At 69.3% G+C, this 18,566-nt stretch carries 22 protein-coding genes; 16 read left to right on the top strand and 6 right to left on the bottom strand.

What is annotated here, in order from left to right; translation table 11 throughout:
- Positions 1–209: hypothetical protein (locus E3O22_RS03665; protein ID WP_134397073.1), on the bottom strand; the 209-nt coding region annotated here is incomplete at its 3' end.
- 620 nt (positions 210–829) lie between these two features.
- Between E3O22_RS03665 and E3O22_RS03660 the strand changes: the two genes are divergently transcribed.
- On the top strand, positions 830–1,201 hold the full coding sequence (locus E3O22_RS03660) for a VOC family protein (RefSeq protein ID WP_134395504.1): 372 nt from the start codon (positions 830–832) through the stop codon (positions 1,199–1,201).
- 107 nt (positions 1,202–1,308) lie between these two features.
- Here the strand turns inward: E3O22_RS03660 and E3O22_RS03655 are convergent, their stop codons facing one another.
- The 5 genes from E3O22_RS03655 to E3O22_RS03635 all read right to left on the bottom strand — a co-directional run bounded on the left by E3O22_RS03655 (position 1,309) and on the right by E3O22_RS03635 (position 5,284).
- Positions 1,309–1,941, bottom strand: coding sequence for an NUDIX domain-containing protein (locus E3O22_RS03655; protein ID WP_241973341.1), 633 nt, complete (start codon positions 1,939–1,941; stop codon positions 1,309–1,311).
- Positions 1,942–2,017: 76 nt separating this feature from the next.
- Positions 2,018–2,428 (bottom strand): flagellar assembly protein FliW, encoded by a 411-nt coding sequence (locus E3O22_RS03650; RefSeq protein WP_134395503.1) that lies wholly within the window; start codon positions 2,426–2,428, stop codon positions 2,018–2,020.
- The gene (flgL, locus tag E3O22_RS03645) at positions 2,425–3,318 is read right to left on the bottom strand and encodes a flagellar hook-associated protein FlgL (RefSeq protein WP_134395502.1); all 894 of its coding nucleotides are present in this window, start codon (positions 3,316–3,318) and stop codon (positions 2,425–2,427) included. Before flgL ends, E3O22_RS03650 begins: the two co-directional genes overlap by 4 nt.
- Before the next feature lie 3 nt (positions 3,319–3,321).
- Complete coding sequence (flgK, locus tag E3O22_RS03640) at positions 3,322–4,788, bottom strand: flagellar hook-associated protein FlgK (protein WP_134395501.1); 1,467 nt, start codon at positions 4,786–4,788, stop codon at positions 3,322–3,324.
- Between the two features lie 10 nt (positions 4,789–4,798).
- Complete coding sequence (locus tag E3O22_RS03635; RefSeq protein ID WP_134395500.1) at positions 4,799–5,284, bottom strand: flagellar protein FlgN; 486 nt, start codon at positions 5,282–5,284, stop codon at positions 4,799–4,801.
- 441 nt (positions 5,285–5,725) lie between these two features.
- On the opposite strand from E3O22_RS03635, the gene E3O22_RS03630 reads away from it, so the two are divergent.
- The 15 genes from E3O22_RS03630 (at position 5,726) to E3O22_RS03560 (ending at position 18,535) form a co-directional block, all read left to right on the top strand.
- On the top strand, positions 5,726–6,574 hold the full coding sequence (locus E3O22_RS03630) for a sigma-70 family RNA polymerase sigma factor (RefSeq protein ID WP_134395499.1): 849 nt from the start codon (positions 5,726–5,728) through the stop codon (positions 6,572–6,574).
- 84 nt (positions 6,575–6,658) lie between these two features.
- Positions 6,659–7,816 (top strand): flagellin, encoded by a 1,158-nt coding sequence (locus tag E3O22_RS03625; RefSeq protein ID WP_134395498.1) that lies wholly within the window; start codon positions 6,659–6,661, stop codon positions 7,814–7,816.
- 155 nt (positions 7,817–7,971) lie between these two features.
- The gene (fliD, locus tag E3O22_RS03620; RefSeq protein ID WP_134395497.1) at positions 7,972–9,354 is read left to right on the top strand and encodes a flagellar filament capping protein FliD; all 1,383 of its coding nucleotides are present in this window, start codon (positions 7,972–7,974) and stop codon (positions 9,352–9,354) included.
- A gap of 2 nt (positions 9,355–9,356) precedes the next feature.
- Positions 9,357–9,794, top strand: coding sequence for a flagellar export chaperone FliS (fliS, locus tag E3O22_RS03615; protein WP_174722038.1), 438 nt, complete (start codon positions 9,357–9,359; stop codon positions 9,792–9,794).
- Positions 9,787–10,134, top strand: coding sequence for a hypothetical protein (locus E3O22_RS03610; RefSeq protein WP_134395496.1), 348 nt, complete (start codon positions 9,787–9,789; stop codon positions 10,132–10,134). Before fliS ends, E3O22_RS03610 begins: the two co-directional genes overlap by 8 nt.
- Before the next feature lie 263 nt (positions 10,135–10,397).
- Complete coding sequence (locus E3O22_RS03605) at positions 10,398–10,739, top strand: flagellar basal body protein (protein WP_134395495.1); 342 nt, start codon at positions 10,398–10,400, stop codon at positions 10,737–10,739.
- Entirely contained in the window at positions 10,739–11,131 is a 393-nt protein-coding gene (locus E3O22_RS03600) for a flagellar basal body rod protein FlgC (protein WP_104099363.1), read from the top strand. Before E3O22_RS03605 ends, E3O22_RS03600 begins: the two co-directional genes overlap by 1 nt.
- Positions 11,131–11,472, top strand: a complete 342-nt coding sequence (gene fliE / locus E3O22_RS03595; protein WP_174722037.1) for a flagellar hook-basal body complex protein FliE — start codon at positions 11,131–11,133, stop codon at positions 11,470–11,472. Before E3O22_RS03600 ends, fliE begins: the two co-directional genes overlap by 1 nt.
- On the top strand, positions 11,472–13,067 hold the full coding sequence (fliF, locus tag E3O22_RS03590; RefSeq protein ID WP_134395494.1) for a flagellar basal-body MS-ring/collar protein FliF: 1,596 nt from the start codon (positions 11,472–11,474) through the stop codon (positions 13,065–13,067). Before fliE ends, fliF begins: the two co-directional genes overlap by 1 nt.
- Complete coding sequence (gene fliG / locus E3O22_RS03585) at positions 13,064–14,083, top strand: flagellar motor switch protein FliG (RefSeq protein ID WP_134395493.1); 1,020 nt, start codon at positions 13,064–13,066, stop codon at positions 14,081–14,083. Before fliF ends, fliG begins: the two co-directional genes overlap by 4 nt.
- Positions 14,073–14,717 (top strand): FliH/SctL family protein, encoded by a 645-nt coding sequence (locus tag E3O22_RS03580; protein WP_134395492.1) that lies wholly within the window; start codon positions 14,073–14,075, stop codon positions 14,715–14,717. The genes fliG and E3O22_RS03580 overlap by 11 nt, the downstream gene beginning before the upstream one ends.
- Positions 14,714–16,051 (top strand): FliI/YscN family ATPase, encoded by a 1,338-nt coding sequence (locus tag E3O22_RS03575; RefSeq protein WP_370448427.1) that lies wholly within the window; start codon positions 14,714–14,716, stop codon positions 16,049–16,051. The genes E3O22_RS03580 and E3O22_RS03575 overlap by 4 nt, the downstream gene beginning before the upstream one ends.
- Entirely contained in the window at positions 16,051–16,491 is a 441-nt protein-coding gene (locus E3O22_RS03570; RefSeq protein WP_134395491.1) for a hypothetical protein, read from the top strand. Before E3O22_RS03575 ends, E3O22_RS03570 begins: the two co-directional genes overlap by 1 nt.
- Entirely contained in the window at positions 16,488–17,177 is a 690-nt protein-coding gene (locus tag E3O22_RS03565; RefSeq protein ID WP_134395490.1) for a C40 family peptidase, read from the top strand. The genes E3O22_RS03570 and E3O22_RS03565 overlap by 4 nt, the downstream gene beginning before the upstream one ends.
- Complete coding sequence (locus E3O22_RS03560; RefSeq protein ID WP_134395489.1) at positions 17,174–18,535, top strand: flagellar hook-length control protein FliK; 1,362 nt, start codon at positions 17,174–17,176, stop codon at positions 18,533–18,535. Before E3O22_RS03565 ends, E3O22_RS03560 begins: the two co-directional genes overlap by 4 nt.
- The last annotated feature ends 31 nt before the right edge of the window (positions 18,536–18,566 follow it).

The raw sequence follows: 18,566 nt of genomic DNA, 5'->3' as shown, positions 1-18,566 counted from the left end.
GGCACCCCGGCCAGTGTCAGTGATCCCTCCCTGGCCTTGTCTTTGGCTGCCTGGGCCGCGTTCCGGGCCAGGGCCTCGGCGAACCGGCGGGCCTGATCGACCTGTTCGGCCAGGCGGGCGTCGACCCGGGCGGACTCCGCCTGCGTCTCCCGGATCGCATCGAAGTGACGACCCAGGCTCTCTAGCTGCTCACAATAGGAGGGCTTCATGAGACACACGTTACGGGTGACCACTGACATTCGAGGCCCAGATCGGCACTCGCCAGCGCCCTGTGGATAACTTGATCACACCCGCATTGTGGAGGAGCAGAGCACCGCGCCCTGGGCCCGCTGCGGGCATCCGCTACTGGGTCGGCGGCACGCATCCGTCGTCACGTAGACGCGGCAATTTTTCGGTAAACGCCCGGTGCGGCGCCTGCCGAAGCGGCGTGTCGGGAGAATCTCCGCAGTTAGCGAATTCGACCGCGACGGATGCCCGGCGAACCTCCGGACGTCGGCGCACCGGGTCTCGACAAGCTCGACCACCGAGGCGGCTCGACTACCGGAGCTGGCCGTCGGAAACGGCTCTTCACTCGGGCGGGCCTTCGGCGTATGTTTAAGGCGGAAAAAGCGAAAAGTCAACGCCCGCCGGGGTGGTCAACCTACCTCTGCTGGGCGAGGAGTTCCGGCCACGATTCGCGCTCACCGCTTCACCGACAGTCGGCACTCCGCCTCGGAAGCACGCCCTGATCGACATCCAGTGCGGCGCGGGATGCCCGATACGCGGCGGCTTCGACGTCTACCCCTCCACACGCCACGAATCACCTGCACCACCAAGGAGGCGTTTCACAATGCTGAAAGAACTGCACACCGTGTTACCGGCGGCGGACCTCAAACGAGCCCAGTCGTTCTACCACGACGCGCTCGGCCTCGACCCCGACGAAACCCATGAGGGAGTCCTCGTGTACCACGTCGGGTCGGGATCGGTCTTCGAGATCTACGAGACCAGTAACGCCGGCACGGCCCAGAACACCCAGATGGGCTGGATCACGGATGACCTCGACGCCGAGATGAACACGCTCCGCGAACGCGGAGTCGTCTTCGAGGAATTCGACATCCCCGACATGAAGACGGTGCACGGGGTCGTCACGGCCGACGACATGAAATCGGCCTGGTTCCGCGACTCCGAAGGCAACTTCATCTGCATCTCGCAGACGATCTAGGCACTCCAGTCACCCCACTCACCGATCCCGGGCGGCGCGGAGGCGCCGCCCGGTCCCTCACTCGGCCGTCATGGTCGGCGCGTGCTCGGCGCGTGCCCGGCGCGTACTCAGTGCGGGCCCAGCCGGTGTGCCAATTCGCGAAGCACCACGGCAAGGCGGTCGTCGAAATCCTGCGGGACCTGCTGCGGCAGGGCATCCGTCGGCCACCAGGCGACGTCTTCGCTCTCGTGGCTCGTCACGGGCATCGCATCGGCCTGTGCGACGGCCGCGAAACCGATGTCCCAGTGCGTGGTGCAGCGCTCGAACCGCGAACTGAGCGCGTGCCGGTGCAGGTCGACCGGCAACGGGTCGCTGGTCCCGGCGACGAATCGGCCGCTGAGAGGACTGAGTTCGGCGATGCCGCTTTCTTCGCGGGCCTCGCGCACGGCGGCCGCGGCCACGGAGAGGTCGGATGCCTCGATGTGCCCGCCGAGTTGCACCCAGAACCGGCCCTTTTTATGGAAGCAGAGCAGCACGCGACTCAGGTCCGGAGTGAAGACGAAGCAACTCGCGGTCAGATGCTCGGCGCCGCCGTCGCGGTCGAGCGCAGAACCGCGGCCCGCCCGCACGAAGCCGATATATTCGCTTCGCAACCGGGCCTGGGCCGGGTCGACCGGCATCCAGCCGGCCAGGAGCGTCTCAACGTCGAGTGCTGCGGGGAGGTGGTGTGCGCCGGAATGCAGATCGATGCCCTGGGTCATATCCGAAGGCTATCCGCCGGGCGACACCCCGCAGTGCAGCCACTCGGTCGCCAAGCCGGCAGGGTGAGCCGTCCGGTCAGGCCGAGCGGGCACCCAGCTCGGCGCGGAGCGGCCAGTCCTGGCCGTCGAGGATGATCTGCGCCGAACGACCGGTGGCGGCATTAACGACGATCGGCGCCATCAGGTTCACGGTCGTTCCGTCCTCGCCGGGGTTCGTCACCACGAGCAGCAGCGCGTCATCCGGCCCGGTCAGGTCGAGCGCTGCCGCGTGCTCGTCGCTGATCACGGGGGAGTAGTCGGGCAGGTAGACGGATGCGTCGAGCACGAACAGACGGGTTCGCTGGTCCTCTGCGGACTGCAGCGAGAACAGGCCGTCGGCGCCGGGAATCTCGGTCAGGCTGAACTCGGTCAGCGGGTCCAGCCCGGGCGGCGGGGACACGAAGCTCAGGGCGGCGGTCACGGTGCCGGCGGTCGAAACGGCGCTCATCGAAGGAAGTCCATCAGCGTCGGCTGGAGCACCCGTGCGGTGACCGACAGGGCCGCCTGGTAGGTGACCTCCTGCAGTTTCAGGTCCAGGATGGCCTGGCCGAGGTCGATATCCTCGATTCCGGCCCGCTGGGCCTCGAGATTTCCTTTGTGCTGCACGAGTGCTTCCCCGGCTTTCTGGATCTGGGCCTGGCGCACACCGACGTCGGTCTGCGCCGTGAGCACGGTCTTCATTCGAGAGTCTACGGCGGCCAGGTGGGTGCGGGCATTCGTGCGCCCGGTGCGCAGGTCGTTGGCGATGACGCCGATCAGGGCGAAGACCGAGTCTGTACCCGTGCCGAAGATGGCGGCGCCGTCGGCGTCGACCCTCACGGTGGTGTCCGCGCCGATACGGCGGTCGACGCTCGCGGTCGCGGTGCCCGTGAAGGTGAAGTCGGGGTCGGCCCGGAAGGCGAGCCCGGCATCCGAATTCCCGGCGAAGACGCTGCGGCCCAGGTAGTCGGTGTTCGCCTGCGCGAGTAGGTTCTGGGTGAGGCCGTCGAGGCGGGCCGCGATGGCCTCCTTCGCGGCGGGGGAGAGGGCGCCGTCGTTGGCACCCTGCACGGTCAGGTCGCGCACCTGGTTCAGCAGGTTCGTGGCCTCGGCCAGTGCCGTGCTGGCGGTGGTGAGCCAGCCGTCGCCGTTGTCGGCGTTGCGGGCGTACTGCGTCACCGCGCGCTGCTCGGCGCGCACGGTGAGGGAATCGGCGGCCCGAGCGGGGTCGTCGGAGGGGCGGGCGATGGCCTTCAGCGAGGTGGCCTGCTCTTGCAACTGCGCCATCCGGGCGAGGTTGGCCTGCAGATTGGTCTGCGCGGAGCGCATCTGGGTCTGGGAGGTGACGCGGGCGATCATGGGTTACCTTCCCACCAGTCCGGTGCGGTTGATCAGGGTGTCGAGCATTTCGTCCACGGCGGTCAGCACCCGGGCGGCGCCCTGGTAGGCGTGCTGGAACATAAGCAGGTTGACGTTCTCCTCGTCGAGATCGACGGAGGAGTTCGACAGCTGAGCGCCCACCGCGGCGGTCGAGGTGAGGTCGGCGAGGGATGCCTGGCGCAGCTCGTTCTTCGTGGTCACGGCCAGCGAGGTGACAACGTTCGACCAGTCGGTGCTGGGGGACCGCACCGGGTCGCCGGCAGCGTCCACGGCCGTGCCGGCGCCGAGCTGGGCGATCCTGTCCGCCATAGAGCCGTCGAGGGCGCCGTTCGCGGTGAGCCCGGTTGAGAGCTCGGCGGCGTTTGTCGGCAGGACGAACAGGCCCAGCGCGGCCGGTCCCGTGCCCGCCGAGCCGAAGAAGTCGCCCCGGCGGGTTGAGTTGTCGCCGGTGGAGTAGATCGCGTTGACCTTCGCGGCCAGGCCCGTGGCGAAGGAGTTGTATGCCGCCGCGGCTTCGGCGAGGGCGCCGCCAGTGCCGGCGGCATCCGCTCGAGTGAGCAGGGAGAGCGCACCGGCCAGTTCGCCGCCATCGATGGCGATCGTGCCGGCGCGGTCGGCCCACTCCACCCGTACCGGGTCGGTGACGCCGACCGGGCTGGTGAGGCCGCTCGGGCCGTCGAGGGTGCGAACGCCGCGGGCGACGAGCGGGCGGGCGGTGTCGCCGGTGACCAGCGCGTTTCCGCCCACGAGCACGTCGACGGTGCCGTCGCTGCGGTTGACGACGGTGCCGCCGGTGAGGGCGGCCAGGGTCGTAATGAGACCGCTGCGCTGGTCGATCAGCTCGTTGGCGTTTCCGCCGCCCGCAATCGACTGACGGATGCGGGCGTTCAGCTCGGCCACCTGGCCGGCCGCGCCGTTGATCTCGGCGACCATGGTGTCCACGCTCTCGCGCTCGGACGACCACTTTGCGGCGACAGCCTGGTAGCCCTGCCTGATCTGGGTGGTGACGGCGCCGGCCTGGGCCAGCAGCACCCCGGCGGGCGCGGTCTCGCCGGCGGCGTTGGCCACGTCGTGCCAGCCGGCCCAGAACTCCTGCAACTGGGCGGAGAGCCCGTTCTCGCCGGGCTCCTTCAGCGAGGCCTCGACGGCGCTCAGCGCGTTCGCCCGCACTGCGGAGTATCCGGCGACCGCGGCGGTGCCGCGCACCTGGGCGTCCAGCGACGCGCTGCCGAGGCGGGCAATTCCGTCGACGCTGACACCCTGGCCGGGGCGCACCCCGGAGTTCATCAGGCCCACACGGGTCGAGGCGTCCACCGCGGAGGTCGTCACCCGCTGCCGGGTGTACCCCTCCGTGTTCGCGTTGGCGATGTTCTGGCCCACGACGTCGAGACCCTGCCGGGCGGCGACCAGGCCGGTGTAGGCGGTGTTGAGGCCTCCGAAGGTGCTCATCGCGGCATCCTCACAGAATCTGGTCGAAAAGTCGGGAGCCGGTGGGGCGCGCACCGGCGGCCCCGGTGGCGTCATACGTCTGGGTGTTCGCGCGCACGTCGGCGAGGGTCTCCTGGCCGGAGCGGGCGGCGGAGCGCAGCAGCTGCTCGTTGGCGTCGCGCAGTTCCCTGATCTGGGTGGTCAGTTCACCCATCGCCTTGAGGTGTGCGGCCATGATCTCGGACCACGGGCCGGCGGGGGCGTGAGCGACGAGCTCGCGCAGGGTGGCGTCTTCGGCCGTTCCCCAGTCACAGGCGACGGCGGCAACCTCGACCGAGCGGGCGAGGCCGGCATCCCGAACGTGGCCGAGCACCTGCTCGACCTCACGGGTGCCCTGCTGCAGCCAGCGGGTCTTGCCGTTGGTCAGCAGCAGCTGTTCCTCGTCGAGTTTGAAGACGAGCAGTTCGAGGAGCTCCCGCTCGCGCCACAGCAACGCTGATAGTTCATTGGCGCCCACGTCTCCTCCAACTGCCTGTCGTCTGGTGCGGCCGGTCCGCGCGGATTCGCGCAGCTCAACGGCTTGTTACCACGACTATCGGCAGGTGACGGACCCCGGTTAGCCACGGTGTGGATTCAGACTGCCAGCCGAGACTGAAGGTGTCCACTAAAGGGAGGACATGATTCCGGCGGACACCGGATGCCTGACCCCCATTTCGGGGTGATCCGCCCCGATGTGGGGGTGCCTGGCCCCGTTGTGGGGGCGCCGTTGCGCATTCGGCCACCCACCGCGCCTTTACGTTTTAACCACGGCCAGAAGTTCTGCGGCCTGGGCCCCGAACCCCTGCGTCACATTCTCGCTTTCTCGCAACGTCCCCGTGCCTACCCGGCCACTCGTTCGACCAGGCCCTTGCCTGATCGTTCGGGACAATTCAGGTATCAAGCACTCAGGGAGTTCCGTGTGAATCGGGCAGAACGCAATCAGTTGGTGATCGACAACCTCCCGCTCGTCGGCTACCTCGTTTCCGAAACCTGGGCCAAGGCCCGGCACCTTTCCCGCGACGACCTGGCCTCGGCCGGAGCTCTCGCCCTGATCACCTCGGCGGATGCCTTCAACGCCGACCTCGGTGTTCCGTTCGGAGCGTTCGCACGGCGCCGCATCATCGGCGCCTTCGCCGACGAGATGCGCTCCAACGACTGGGCCACCCGGATGGCCCGCCGCCGCATCAAGGAGACCCGTGCCGTTCAGCAGACGCTGGCCGGCGCCCTCGGCCGCGCGGCATCCGTCGACGAGGTCGCCGCCGCCCTCGGCGTGGACCGGGAGACCGCGATCGCCGGCCTGGCCGACTCGGAGCGCACCGTGTCGACCCTCGACGACGCGACCGCCGAGTTCCTGGTCTCCGGCACCGAACTCCCCGGCGACTCGCTGCTCTCCGCCGAGCGCCTGGCCTACCTGCACGCCGCCATCGCGGCACTGCCGGAGAAGATGCGCGTGATCGTGCAGCAGGTCTACTTCGACGACCGCTCGGTCAAGGAGATCGCTGCCGAGCTGGGGATCACCCACTCGGCGGTGTCTCAGCAGCGTGCGGAGGCCATCCGTCTGCTCCGCGACGGCCTGGGCACGCACTACGCCGACGACGCCGAGGCGGAATACGTGCCCGAGTCCCGCATCGCGCCGGCCCGCCGAAGCGCCTACCTCGCCCGGCTCGCCGACCAGGCCATGTTCGGCCTCGCCACCGCGAGCGGGGTGGCGTACGCCGCCGGGTCGACCGAATCAGACACCCGGGAATTTTTTTCGATCAACGGCTAACGCGGTCTCAGCAGAGGCCGATAGCTCACTGTGTCAGGCCATGGATGGCCAGACGTACACCACCCAATCACGGAGGATTTCATCATGGGTATGCAGATCAACACCAACCTCGCGGCCAACAACACGTACCGCAACCTGGCCGCCACGCAGAACGACATGTCCAAGTCCCTGGAGAAGCTGTCCAGCGGCCTCCGCATCAACCGCGCAGCGGATGACGCGGCCGGCCTGGCCATCTCCGAGGGCCTCAAGTCGCAGGTCGGTGGCCTCACGGTCGCCAGCCGCAACGCCCAGGACGGCATCTCGGTCATCCAGACCGCGGAAGGTTCCCTGAACGAGGTGCAGTCGATTCTGCAGCGCGTTCGTGACCTCGCCGTTCAGGCCGGTAACGACTCGAACAACGCCGACTCGCGCGGCGCGATCAAGACCGAGGTCGACGCTCTCACAAAGGAACTAACTCGCATCAGCGAGGGCACAAACTTCAACGGCACACAACTCCTTGACGGTACCAAGCCGTCGCTGAGCTTCCAGGTCGGCGCAAACAGCGGGGCGAGCAGCCAGATTTCGGTCAGCCTCAGCGGCGCCAACGTCAAGATGATCGCGGCTTCCATCGGCTCGACAAACCGAGGTACGTCGTTCGCGGACGCGGCGGATGCCACTGCCGCGGCCACCGCAGCCAACGCAGCGCAGACCTTCACTGTCACTAACGGCGACGGCTCGACGACCGGTGTCACGACCGCTGCCTTTACGGGCATCGGCGGAGCCACGGTTAAGGACGTGAACACGAACCTCGCCGCCGCACTCAATGCTGATTCGAAGTTCAAAGGCAGCATGGTGGCCTCGGTCGACTCGAACGGCGCACTGAACGTCAAATCGCTTACCGGTGGTAGTGTCGCTGCTTCCACTCTTGGCGCCAATTCTGTTGGTCCAGCCATTTCTTCAGGCCTGGACTTCTCCAGCGCGTCGAGCGCTGCCGCTGCGATCACCCTGATCGACACTCAAATCAAGACGGTCTCCACGGCCCGCGCTTCGCTCGGTGCCGACCAGAACCGGTTCGAGAGCGTCATCAAGAACCTGGCCGTCTCGAAGGAGAACCTCACCGCTGCCGGATCGCGCATCCGCGACACCGACATGGCCGAGGAAATGGTCAAGTACACCCGTTCCAGCATCCTCTCGCAGGCCGGTACCGCCATGCTCGCGCAGGCCAACCAGTCCAACCAGGGCGTGTTGTCACTCCTCCGCTAAAGCGGTGAGCTGAACCTTTCGGGAAACCGCACGGTGAACCATGGCTGGTGGTGACCTAAGAGATGAACTGGACCTCATCCCTCGGCCGCCACCAGCCATTCACGTATACCCCCGCACCATCCGGCTTGATCGCAGAAACGTAAGGAGGGAAAGACATGACGAACGCCATCGACGGACTCGTCTCCGGGCTCGACACCACCTCCCTGATCAACTCCCTGATGCAGGTCGAAGCCGTTCCGCAGACGCTGCTGAAGGCCAAAGTCTCCTCGTCGCAGAACCTGATCTCGGCGCTGCAGGGCCTCAACACCCAGATCGCCGGCCTGGCCGATCTGGCAGGCAAGGCCGCGAAGCCGGCCGCCCTCGACCTTTATTCGGCAACCAGTACCTCGCCCACCGTCACGACGGTGGTCTCGGCCAACGCCAGCGCCGGCCAACTCGACGTCGTCGTCACCGACCTCGCTCGCAGCCAGGTCGGCGTCTCCGCGGCCATGACCGCCTGGCCCGCCGACCCGACCGTGCTGACCATCGTCTCCGGCGGTGTCACGACCGAGATCTCCGCCAGCTCGACCTCTCTCGACGCCGTCGCCACGGCCATCAACGCCGCCGGCACCGGGGTTACCGCCACGAAGGTCGCGTCCGGCGTGGATGCCGGCGGCGTCGCCCAGTACCGGCTCCAGTTCACCGGGAATGACTCCGGTGCGGCCAAAGCCTTCACGGTCTATCAGGGCACCGCCGCCGAGGTCACGGCGAACACCGCGCCCGACCTGCTGGCCGCCGCGGGTGCCGCCGTCATCCGCACCGCCCAGGACGCCAGCGTCACCCTGTGGGCCGGCACCGCCGCAGCCCAGACGATCACCTCGGCCACCAACACGTTCGCGAACCTGCTGCCCGGCGTCGCGATCACGGTATCCGCCGTCTCCGTTGACCCCGTCACCATCACAGTCGCACGTGACGACGCGCAGATCGGCTCCCTGGCCTCGGGTCTGGTCAGCTCCCTGAACGGCGTCTTCGCCCTGATCTCCACCAAGTCCGCGGTCGTCAACAGCACCAACGCGTCGGGGGCCGCCGTGTTGTCGGCCGGCATCTTCACCAGCGACAGCACCGTGCGCGACGTGAAGCAGCGCATTCTCACAGCCGCCTCGGCACCGATCAACGGGCACTCGCCGTCGGAGTACGGCATCAGCATCACCCGATCCGGCACCATGGAGTTCGACGCGGCCAAGTTCGCCGCGGCCCTCGCCAAGGACCCGGTGACCGTCAAAGCAGCAGTGCAAGAGATCGCGACCCGCGTCGCAGCAGCGGCGTCATCGGCCTCGGACAAATACGACGGTCAGATCACCGCGAAGATCACCGGTCAGCAGTCCACGGTCAAGAACCTCGGCGACCGCATCGCCGACTGGGACCGCAGCCTGGCCACCCGCCGGGCGACCCTGCAGAGCACCTACACCGCACTGGAAACCCAGCTCAGCGCCCTGAAAGCACAGTCCTCGTGGCTGAGCGCCCAGGTTGCCGGGCTCCCGACCTCGAGCACAGGATGATGATGGCTGTTATGAGCATGATGGGTGGGGCACAGGCCCGGCGCGCACAGTTGAACCGCGAAGCGGTGCTCTCGGCCACGCCGGTGCGCCTGCTGACGATGCTCTACGACCGGTTGCTGCTCGACCTCGGCCGCGCCGAGATCGCCCAGAACATCGAGGACTGGGCCGTCGCCTCGGAGCACCTCCTGCACGCCCAGGCGATCGTCTCCGAACTGTCGACCTCGCTCAACGTCGATGCCTGGGAGGGCGGCGAGGGTTTGTTCGCCCTCTACACCTACGTGTCCAACGCGTTGATGAGCGCCAACATCCATCGGGATGTCGCCCGCACCCGGGAGGCCATCGCCCTGCTCGAGCCGCTGCGGCAGACCTGGCACGAAGCGGCCGAGCTGCTACCGGCCCAGAGCGCGGCGCGTGCCGGTGGGGAGTACGGACTTGCCTAGGGTTCTGCTCGACACCCACGAATCCGCCAGCGACCGCCAGGAGTGGCTGGACGTGCTCGACCAGCTCGAGTCGAGCCTCGGCTCGGGCGCCCGCGACGCCGTGCTGGCCGGCCCGGGGGAGCGCTTCTCCACCGGCGTGCAGTGGCGTGCGCCCGAACACCTGGGCCAGTTGCCCGCCGACCTCGAGACGCGCGCCCGGCGCCTGCTCTCCGGCCAGCTCGAACTGATCAGCGAGATCGAGGATGCCCGGCGCTCCGCCGGCGTGCACCTCGCCGCCGTGCGCACCATCATCTCGGCCCAGCACACCGATCAGGCCGTCTACCTCGACATAGCCGGCTGACTGCCCGCCCACCTCGCGCCCGTTGCCGGCTACCGCCGATGCGGGCCAACTGTTGCCCGCGCGGACATTTGTTGCCCGCGCACGGGCAACAGTTGTCCGTTTCGACGACAGTTGCGGGGTTCCGCTCGAAAAGGTGAGGAAAGAAGTTCCGCGACAACTCCTTACGCGCCTCGGCCACCGGCCGATAGCTAGGAGCGAGCAGGGATTGCTCGACCACAGGCCACGGATCGGCCGCCCTCGTTTTGCCGACGAATCGGGTATCCGTGCTTGAATCCGTGACCATGACGGCGCTCTCCAGCGCACTGGACGGGCTGGCCCTTCGCCAGCGCACCATCGCGAACAACATCGCGAACGTGAACACGCCGAACTACCACGCCAAGCGTGTGGCGTTCGAGGATGCCCTGGCGCAGTCTGTGCAGGCCGGCAGCGGCAGCACCGTCGCCACCACCGCCAGCTCCCTCGAGCCCACCCGCCTCGACGGCAACAACGTCAACCTCGACACCGAGACCCTCTCCAACATCGACACCGTGCTGCGGTACCAGTTCGCGGCGCAGGCCGTCAACGGACCGTTCACGGCCATGCGCTCCGCGATGCGGACCAGCTGATGACCCTGGACGCCATCGGGATTGCCGGCAGCGGTCTCACCCTGCACCGCAAATGGCTCGACGCCGTTGCGGACAACATCGCCAACGCCAACACGGTCACCGCCACCGACGGTGACGCCTTCCAGGCGCGCTACATCGTCGCCCAGGCCGGCCAGGGCACCACCGGCGCCTATGCGGCCGGGACGGCACTCGGCGACGCCGAGGGAATCCTGACCTTCGACCCGAGCAACCCACTCGCCGACGAGGCCGGCTACGTGCGCCGCCCGGACGTCGACATGGCCGAGCAGATGGGCGCGCTGATCATGGCGCAGCGCGGCTACCAGGCCAACGCCGCCGTCGTCGACCGTGCCAAGACGACCTACGAAGCCGCACTCCAGATTGGACGCTCCTGATGACCATCGGTTCGATCACCCCGATCCAGTCCGTGACCGGCACGGGATACCTCACCGGCGTGCAGGGCATGCAGGGTGTGCAGGGTGTGCAGGGAACTCCGGGGAGCCAGGGCACCGACGGTTCGGCCTTCGGCAGCGCCCTGGTCGGCGCCGTCGACAATCTGCAGCAGCTGCAGGCCACCTCCAACAGCCTTGCGGTACAGGCCGTGACCGGAAACCTGACCGACATCCACTCGGCCACCCTGGCCTCGACCCGCGCCCAGGTCACCCTCGAACTCGTGGCCGCCGTGCGCAATAAGGGTGTCGACGCGTTCAACGAGATCATGAGGATGCAGGCCTGATGCCGCGCCCGATCACGTCGGCCTTCGCACGCCTCGGCCAGAGCATCCGGTCCTTTTCCGTCGCCCAGCGCACGGTCGCCATCATCGGCGTCGCCGTGCTTGCCCTCGGCATCGCCGCCCTGAGCATGTGGGCCACCAAGCCGGCCTTCACGCCCCTGTTCTCCGGGCTGAGCGGTTCCGACGCGAATACCATCGTCGAGCAGCTGCGCACCGACGGCGTCGCCTACGAGCTCAGCGACGGTGGCGCGACGATCCTGGTGCCGCAGCAGAACGTCTACGACGAGCGCCTCAAGGCCGCCGCGGCCGGCCTGCCGTCCTCCAGCACGGGCGGCTACGGGCTGCTCGACACCATGGGTGTCACCTCCAGCGAGTTTCAGCAGTCGGTCACCTACAAGCGGGCGCTCGAGGGCGAACTCGCCAACACCGTCAAGGCCATGAAGGGCGTCAAGAACGCCTCAGTGCGCCTGGCGATCCCCGAAGAGACCGTGTTCGCGTCGGAGCAGAGCGACCCCACGGCATCCGTCTTCGTGGAGACGGCCACCGGTAGCACCCTGAACGCCGACCAGGTGCAGTCCATCGTGCACCTCACCTCGGCCTCCATCGCCGGGATGGCACCCACCGACGTGGCCGTCATCGACTCCACGGGTGTCGTGCTCTCGGCGGTCGGCGTGGGAGCGACCGGATCCGCCGACCAGCAGGCCGGCGCCTACGAGGACCGCGTGCGGGGGGCCGTGCAGGCCATGCTGGACAAGGTCGTCGGGCCCGGCAACGCCACCGTCGTCGTGGCCGCCGACATGAGCTACCAGTCGGCCCAGCGGGTCGAGGAATCGTTCACCACCCCGACGGATGCCCCGGCCCTCAACGAGGCCGTCAAAACCGAGTCGTACACGGGATCCGGCGGCTCCGCGGCCGGCGTCCTCGGCCCGGACAACATCGCCGTCCCGGCGGGCACCGAGGGCGATGGAACCTTCACCTCTGAGGACACCACCAAGAACAACGCGGTCAACAAAGTCACCGAGACCCGCACCATCCCGGCGGGGGAGATCAACCGGCAGACGGTCTCGGTGGCCGTGAACGCCGACGTCGTGGGCCAGCTCAACGTCGCCGACGTCACCTCACTGGTTGCCTCGGCCGCCGGCATCGACGCGCAGCGCGGCGACGCGGTCACCGTCGAGGTCGTCAGCTTCAACGGCGGCGCGGCAGAGGATGCCGCCGCGGCCCTCGCGGCGGCCGAAGCCGCGGCCGCCGCCGACCGGTTCGCAGAGATCATGCGCATCGCCATCGTCACCGCGGGGATTGTCATCACTTTCGTGCTGGGGCTCATCCTTTATGCGCGTCGTTCGCGCCGCCAGAGCCGCGAGTCCATCGAACTTGACGAAATGATGGAGGTCCGGCCCGCGCTGTCCGCGCCGGAGATGCCGTTCCCGCTGAGTGCCCCGATCGCGCCGATCATGATCGACCCCACCCCGACCGTGGCCTACCTGCCGCCGACCTCCGACCGGATGCGGGTGGAGATCGACGCACTCGCTCAGCGTGACCCCGCGAAGACCGCGGAATACCTCCGCGGCCTGATGGATGACCGGCAGCCCGCATGATCGACGCCCAGCCGGCCCTGACCGGCACCCAGAAGGTCGCCGTGGTGTTGATGAGCATGGAGCACCAGCGCGCAACCGAAGTGATGAAACAGTTCACCGAGGCCGAGGCGGCCGATATCGCCGCGGAGATGGTGCAGTTGCGCCGGGTCGACCCGGAAGTGACCGAAACCACCGTTCTGGAGTTCCACGAACTCACGGTCAAGGGTGCCCGCACCTGGCGGGGCGGTCACGCCTACGCGATCGGACTGCTTGAGGCATCCTTCGGCGCGGAACGAGCGGCCGGCGTCATGGTCAAGGTGGCCTCGTCGATGGCCGGCAAGGCCTTCGAGTTTCTCGACGCCGCCGAGCCGCTGCAGATCCTCACCCTGCTTGACGGCGAACTGCCCCAGACCATCGCGCTCGTGCTCGCGCACCTGCGCCCCGGTCATGCCTCCGCCGTTCTCGGCGGCCTCGACGCCGACCTGCGCGCGGAGGTGGCGCAGTGTATCGCCGGCATGGGCACGGCCACCCCCGAGGCCGTGCGCGTGGTCACCGAGACCCTCAAGGCCCGGGTTGGCGCCGTCGCCTCCTCCCGCGACTCGGTGGAGATCGTCGGCGGCATCCAGCCGCTTGTCGAGATCATCAATCGGGCCGATGTGGCCACCGAACGCGCCCTTCTCGAAGCCCTCGATGCGCGCGATCCGGCCCTGGCCGAAGAGGTCCGGTCACGGATGCTGACCTTCGCCGACATCGTCAAACTCGAAAACCGAGACGTGCAGCAGGTGCTCCGCGGCATCGACGCGGGCATCCTCGCCATCGCCATGAAGGGCTCCGCGGACGCTGTCGTCTCGATCATTCGCACCAACCTGTCCGAGCGCAATCGGGAGATCCTCGACGACGAGGTCAAAGCCATGGCGCCCGTGCGGGTGTCGCAGGTCGAGGAAGCGCGCGCCACGATCGTGCGGGCCATCCGCGACCTCGAGGCGCAGGGGAGCATCACCATGCAGCGTGCCGAGGAGGACGACTATGTTGTTTGACGCAGCGACCGCCCGGTCGAACTTCTCCGCCGTGACCTTCCCCAGCCTGCAGGGCGAGCGGGACGCCGGCGACGACGCCTCCCGGGCCCGGGGGCACGCCGCCGGCTACACCGCGGGACTCCGGGCGGCTGCCGCCGAGGTGGACGGCCGGATCGCGCGGCTCGACGCCGAGCAGGCCGCCGCCGGTGCCATCGGCCAGGCGCGGATCGACCGGGCGGTCGCCCTGCTGGGTGCCGCCGCCGTCGCGCTGCACGAGCGCACCGTTCCGGTGATCCAGGAGGCGGAGGACACCCTTGTCGCGACCGCGCTGGAACTGGCCGAGGCGATCCTCGGCTACTCACTCGGCGACGCCGACGCCTCGGCGCGGGCCGCACTGGCCCGCGCCCTCGCGACCGGAGCGACCGGAGCGACCGGCACACGCGAGACCGGTCGCCCGCACTCCGTGCGGATGAACCCCGCCGACCTTGCTCTGATCGACCTGATCACCCGCGCGGATGCGGGCGTGGACTTCACGGCCGACGCCGACCTCTCCCGCGGCGACGCGATCGCCGAGTTCCCCGATGGATTCCTCGACGCCCGGATCGGCACCGCGCTGACCCGCGCGAAGGCCGCGCTCACCGGAGCCCGGTCGTGACCCTGGCGCAGGCCCCCGCCTGGCGTCCGCGCGCGGGAAAGATCCGCTCCGCCCTCGACGCCGCCCGGCCCCAGCGGGTGGGCGTCGTCTCGTCGATCGTCGGTCTCGGTCTGGAGGTGCGCGGGCTCAATTCCGCGATCGGCGATCTGGTCACGGTCGGCGACGGTGGGGAGATCGACGCCGAGGTGGTCGCCACGACGCAGGGCGGCATCCGGTGCATGCCGCTGGGCCGGATGACCGGTATTCGGATTGGCGCGCCCGTGCGCTCGGACGGAACCCCGCACCTCGTGCCCACCGGCGCCGGCCTGTTCGGGCGCGTCATCGACGGCCTCGGCCGGCCCATCGACGGCAAGGGTCCGATCTCCGGTGCCCGGTTCGTCGGCCTCGACCACGACAGCCCCTCCGCGATGGCCCGCTCCCGCATCCAGACGCCGCTCCAATTGGGTGTGCGCGTGCTCGACACCCTCACCACCGTCGGGAAGGGGCAGCGGATGGGCCTGTTCGCCGGCTCCGGCGTCGGCAAGTCCTCGCTGCTTTCGATGATCGCCCGCGGCACCGACGCGGAGGTCTCGGTCATCGCCCTGGTGGGGGAGCGCGGCCGCGAGGTGCGCGAATTCCTTGAAGACGACCTCGGCCCCGAGGGGCTCGCCCGTTCGATAGTGGTCGTGTCCACCTCCGACGAACCGGCCATGATGCGGCTGCGCGCCGCCTTCCTGGCCACCCGGATCGCCGAGTCGTTCCGTGACGACGGAGCCGACGTGATGCTGATGATGGATTCACTCACCCGGGTGGCGATGGCCCAGCGCGAGATCGGCCTCTCGGTCGGCGAACCCCCCGCCACCCGTGGTTATCCGCCCTCGACCTTCTCCCTGCTCGCCCGCCTGCTCGAGCGGGCCGGCACCGACGAAACCGGCTCGATCACGGGCGTCTACACGGTGCTCGTCGACGGCGACGACCACAATGAACCGATTGCGGATGCCGCCCGCTCGATCCTCGACGGACACGTCGTACTCGACCGCAAACTAGCCGTCCTCGGCCATTTCCCCGCTGTCGACGCTCTCTCCTCGATCTCCCGCGTCGCCTCCCGGGTCAACAGCCCCGAGCAGAACCAGGTCGCCGGCCTGTTGCGCCGGGTGCTTGCCGCACGCCGCACCGCGCAGGACCTGCTCGACGTCGGCGCGTACCGGCGGGGCACGAACCCGCTGGTCGACGCCGCCGTCGACAACGAGGGTGCCATCAACGCGTTCCTCCAGCAGCGCATGGACGACCAGACCTCGGCCCCGCTCGCTTGGGACCAACTCACGACACTGACTCGAACGCTGGGGGCCCTCTGATGAAACGCACATTCGCTTTGGCCGGGCTCCTCCGGCTGCGGCACCTGCAGCAGGACCAGGCCGCCGGCGACCTGGCCCAGGCCAACGCCGTCGTTCAGGCGAACGCGGCTCGCCGGGCCGCGGCCAGGGCCACCCTGCAGCACACGCCGAGTCTGGCCAGCGGGGCTGACACGCTGTCGGCGATCGCCTCCGCCCGCGCCTCGGCGCACAGCATGTTGGCCGACATGGAGGCCCTCGCCCGCAACTACCAGGTTGCCGTCGGCGAGGCGCAGGTCGCCTTCGACGCGACCCGTGCCGATACGGTGCGGTTGGAGAAGCTCGAGCGCCGGCACGGAGCCCAGGTCGCGGCCGATGACCTGCACCGCGAACAGACCATTCTCGACGAGATTGCGTCGACCGGCTGGCACCGCAACCGGGGCGCGGGCGGTGACCCGCGATGACCATGATCGCGGCGATGAGCCGGGTCAGCGAGATCCAGGCGACACTCGTACAGCTCTCGGCCGGGGCGAACGCCCACAAGGCCCAGGCCACCGCCGCAGCCGGCAGCACCACCGCCGGTGCGGGCGCGAGCACCTCGGCGAACACGTTCGCCGACGCCCTCGCGTCGGCGTCGGGCGCCGCCGCGGTCCGCCCGGTGGCACCGAACCCGGGTGGTGCCACCGGCACCGACGTGGTCGACGCCGCGAAGAAGTACCTAGGCGTGCCCTACGTCTTCGGCGGTGAAGACGCCAGCGGCATGGACTGTTCCGGGTTGGTGCAGACCGTGTATGCCGAAATGGGCATAGACGTGCCGCGCCTCGTGTCGGGCCAGATGACGATCGGAACCGAGGTCGGTTCCCTCGCCGAGGCCAAGCCCGGTGACCTGATCGTCACCGGCGGCGGCGAGCACATCCTGATTTACGCCGGCGACAACAAGGTCATCCACGCGCCCTACGAGGGCCGCACGGTCTCTCTGGTCGAGGCCTACATGGACGACTCTGAGATCGACACCATCCGCCGTGTGATTCCGGATGCCCCGGCCGCCACCGCGAGCCTGGCGTCCTCAAGCACGGCCTCTGCGTCGTCAGGCGCCGGCAGCCAGCTCAGCGCCGCACTAGCCTCATTCATGAACGGAGCCTCCCGATGAGCGCCACGTCCGTCCGACTGGCGCCGGCGCCCCACACCGGGGCGCTGGCATCCGCGTCCTCATCCACCGCGCCCTCATCCGCCTCGTCCGCCGCCTCCCCCTCGGGATCGCGTGGCCCGCTGGGTGCCCGCCCGGGCGCCGGCTCGTTCGCGTCCGTGCTGCAGGGCACCCTCGCACCTCCGCACACCTCCGCGACCGCGTCTCCGCCGGGATCCGCGCCAACCTCGTCCCGGGTTCCCGAGCCGACCTCGGAGCGCACCGCCGAACCGGTCCCCGGACCGGCCACTGATCTGAGGGACGCCCTGAGCGGCGCGGCGCCGGCCCCGGAGCACCAGCAGCCGAGTGCTATCCTGCCTCCCGCCGGAATCAGCCTCCCGCCACTGCCGACCGGTGCGACAGCCACCGGGGCGAAAGCCACCGGAGCCGACAGTGCTGCCCTCGCCGACTCCGTCGGGACCGAGGCCGTGACCATCCCGACCGCCGCCACTGCCGCCGCCGCTTCCACCATTGCTGCCACCGACTCCGACTCCGACTCCGAAGCCGACTCCACGGAGACGTCCGCCGCAGACTCCGACACGTTCACCGCAGCGAACGCCGCTGGCGGGAGTGCGCTTCCGGCCGAGGCTCTCGCTGCCCCGATGCCGGTGCCACCGGCCGCCGGGACGGCATCTTCCGCCGGAGCGACCGTCGCCGGCACGGCGCCCACGGGCCTCACGGCGCCCACCGGCCTCGGCGCGGTCGCAGGGACATCCGGCGCCGGTGACCGTGCGGCCACCGTGAACCCGAACCAGGCCGAAGCCCCGGCGCCCACCGCCTTGCTCGTGCCTCCCGGCACCACGGCCACGGCGGCAACCCCGGCCGCCGCCCCCCCTGTGCCGCCCGGCGCCCCGGCTCCGGCAGCACCGCCCGCGCCACTGGCCGGCCAGGTGTCCCGACCCCTGTTCACCCTGGTGGGCGCCGCCAACGGCGAGCACGTGATGACCATCAGCGTGAGACCCGACAATCTGGGCCCGGTCACCGTGCGGGCCCACGTGCGTGGGGAGCACATCCGGGTCGAGCTGTTCGCGCCCACGGACCTGGCCCGAGAGGCGCTCCGGACCATCCTGCCCGACCTGCGCCGGGACCTGTCGGGGGGCGGGCTGAACGCCCAGCTCACCCTGTCGGCCGACGCCCGCGCCTCGGACCCCTCGGCCTCCCGACAGGGCGGACCCGACGCCCGCCAGGAGCGGCCGGCCGAAGACGACAGGGCGACCCGAGGCGACCGTGCGGCCGGCCGTGCCGCCGACCGTGCCGCCGACCTCAGACTGTCTTCCCTGCGCGCCGCCGGCTCACACACCACCATCGACGTTCTCGCCTGACCTGCTACCACTCCAGACCCCACCGACACAG

It is taken from the genome of Cryobacterium sp. TMT2-18-2, assembly GCF_004402245.1.
Lineage (GTDB): Bacteria > Actinomycetota > Actinomycetes > Actinomycetales > Microbacteriaceae > Cryobacterium > Cryobacterium sandaracinum.
Note: the sequence above shows the minus strand (reverse complement) of the source record. Positions and strands in the feature narration are given on the sequence as shown.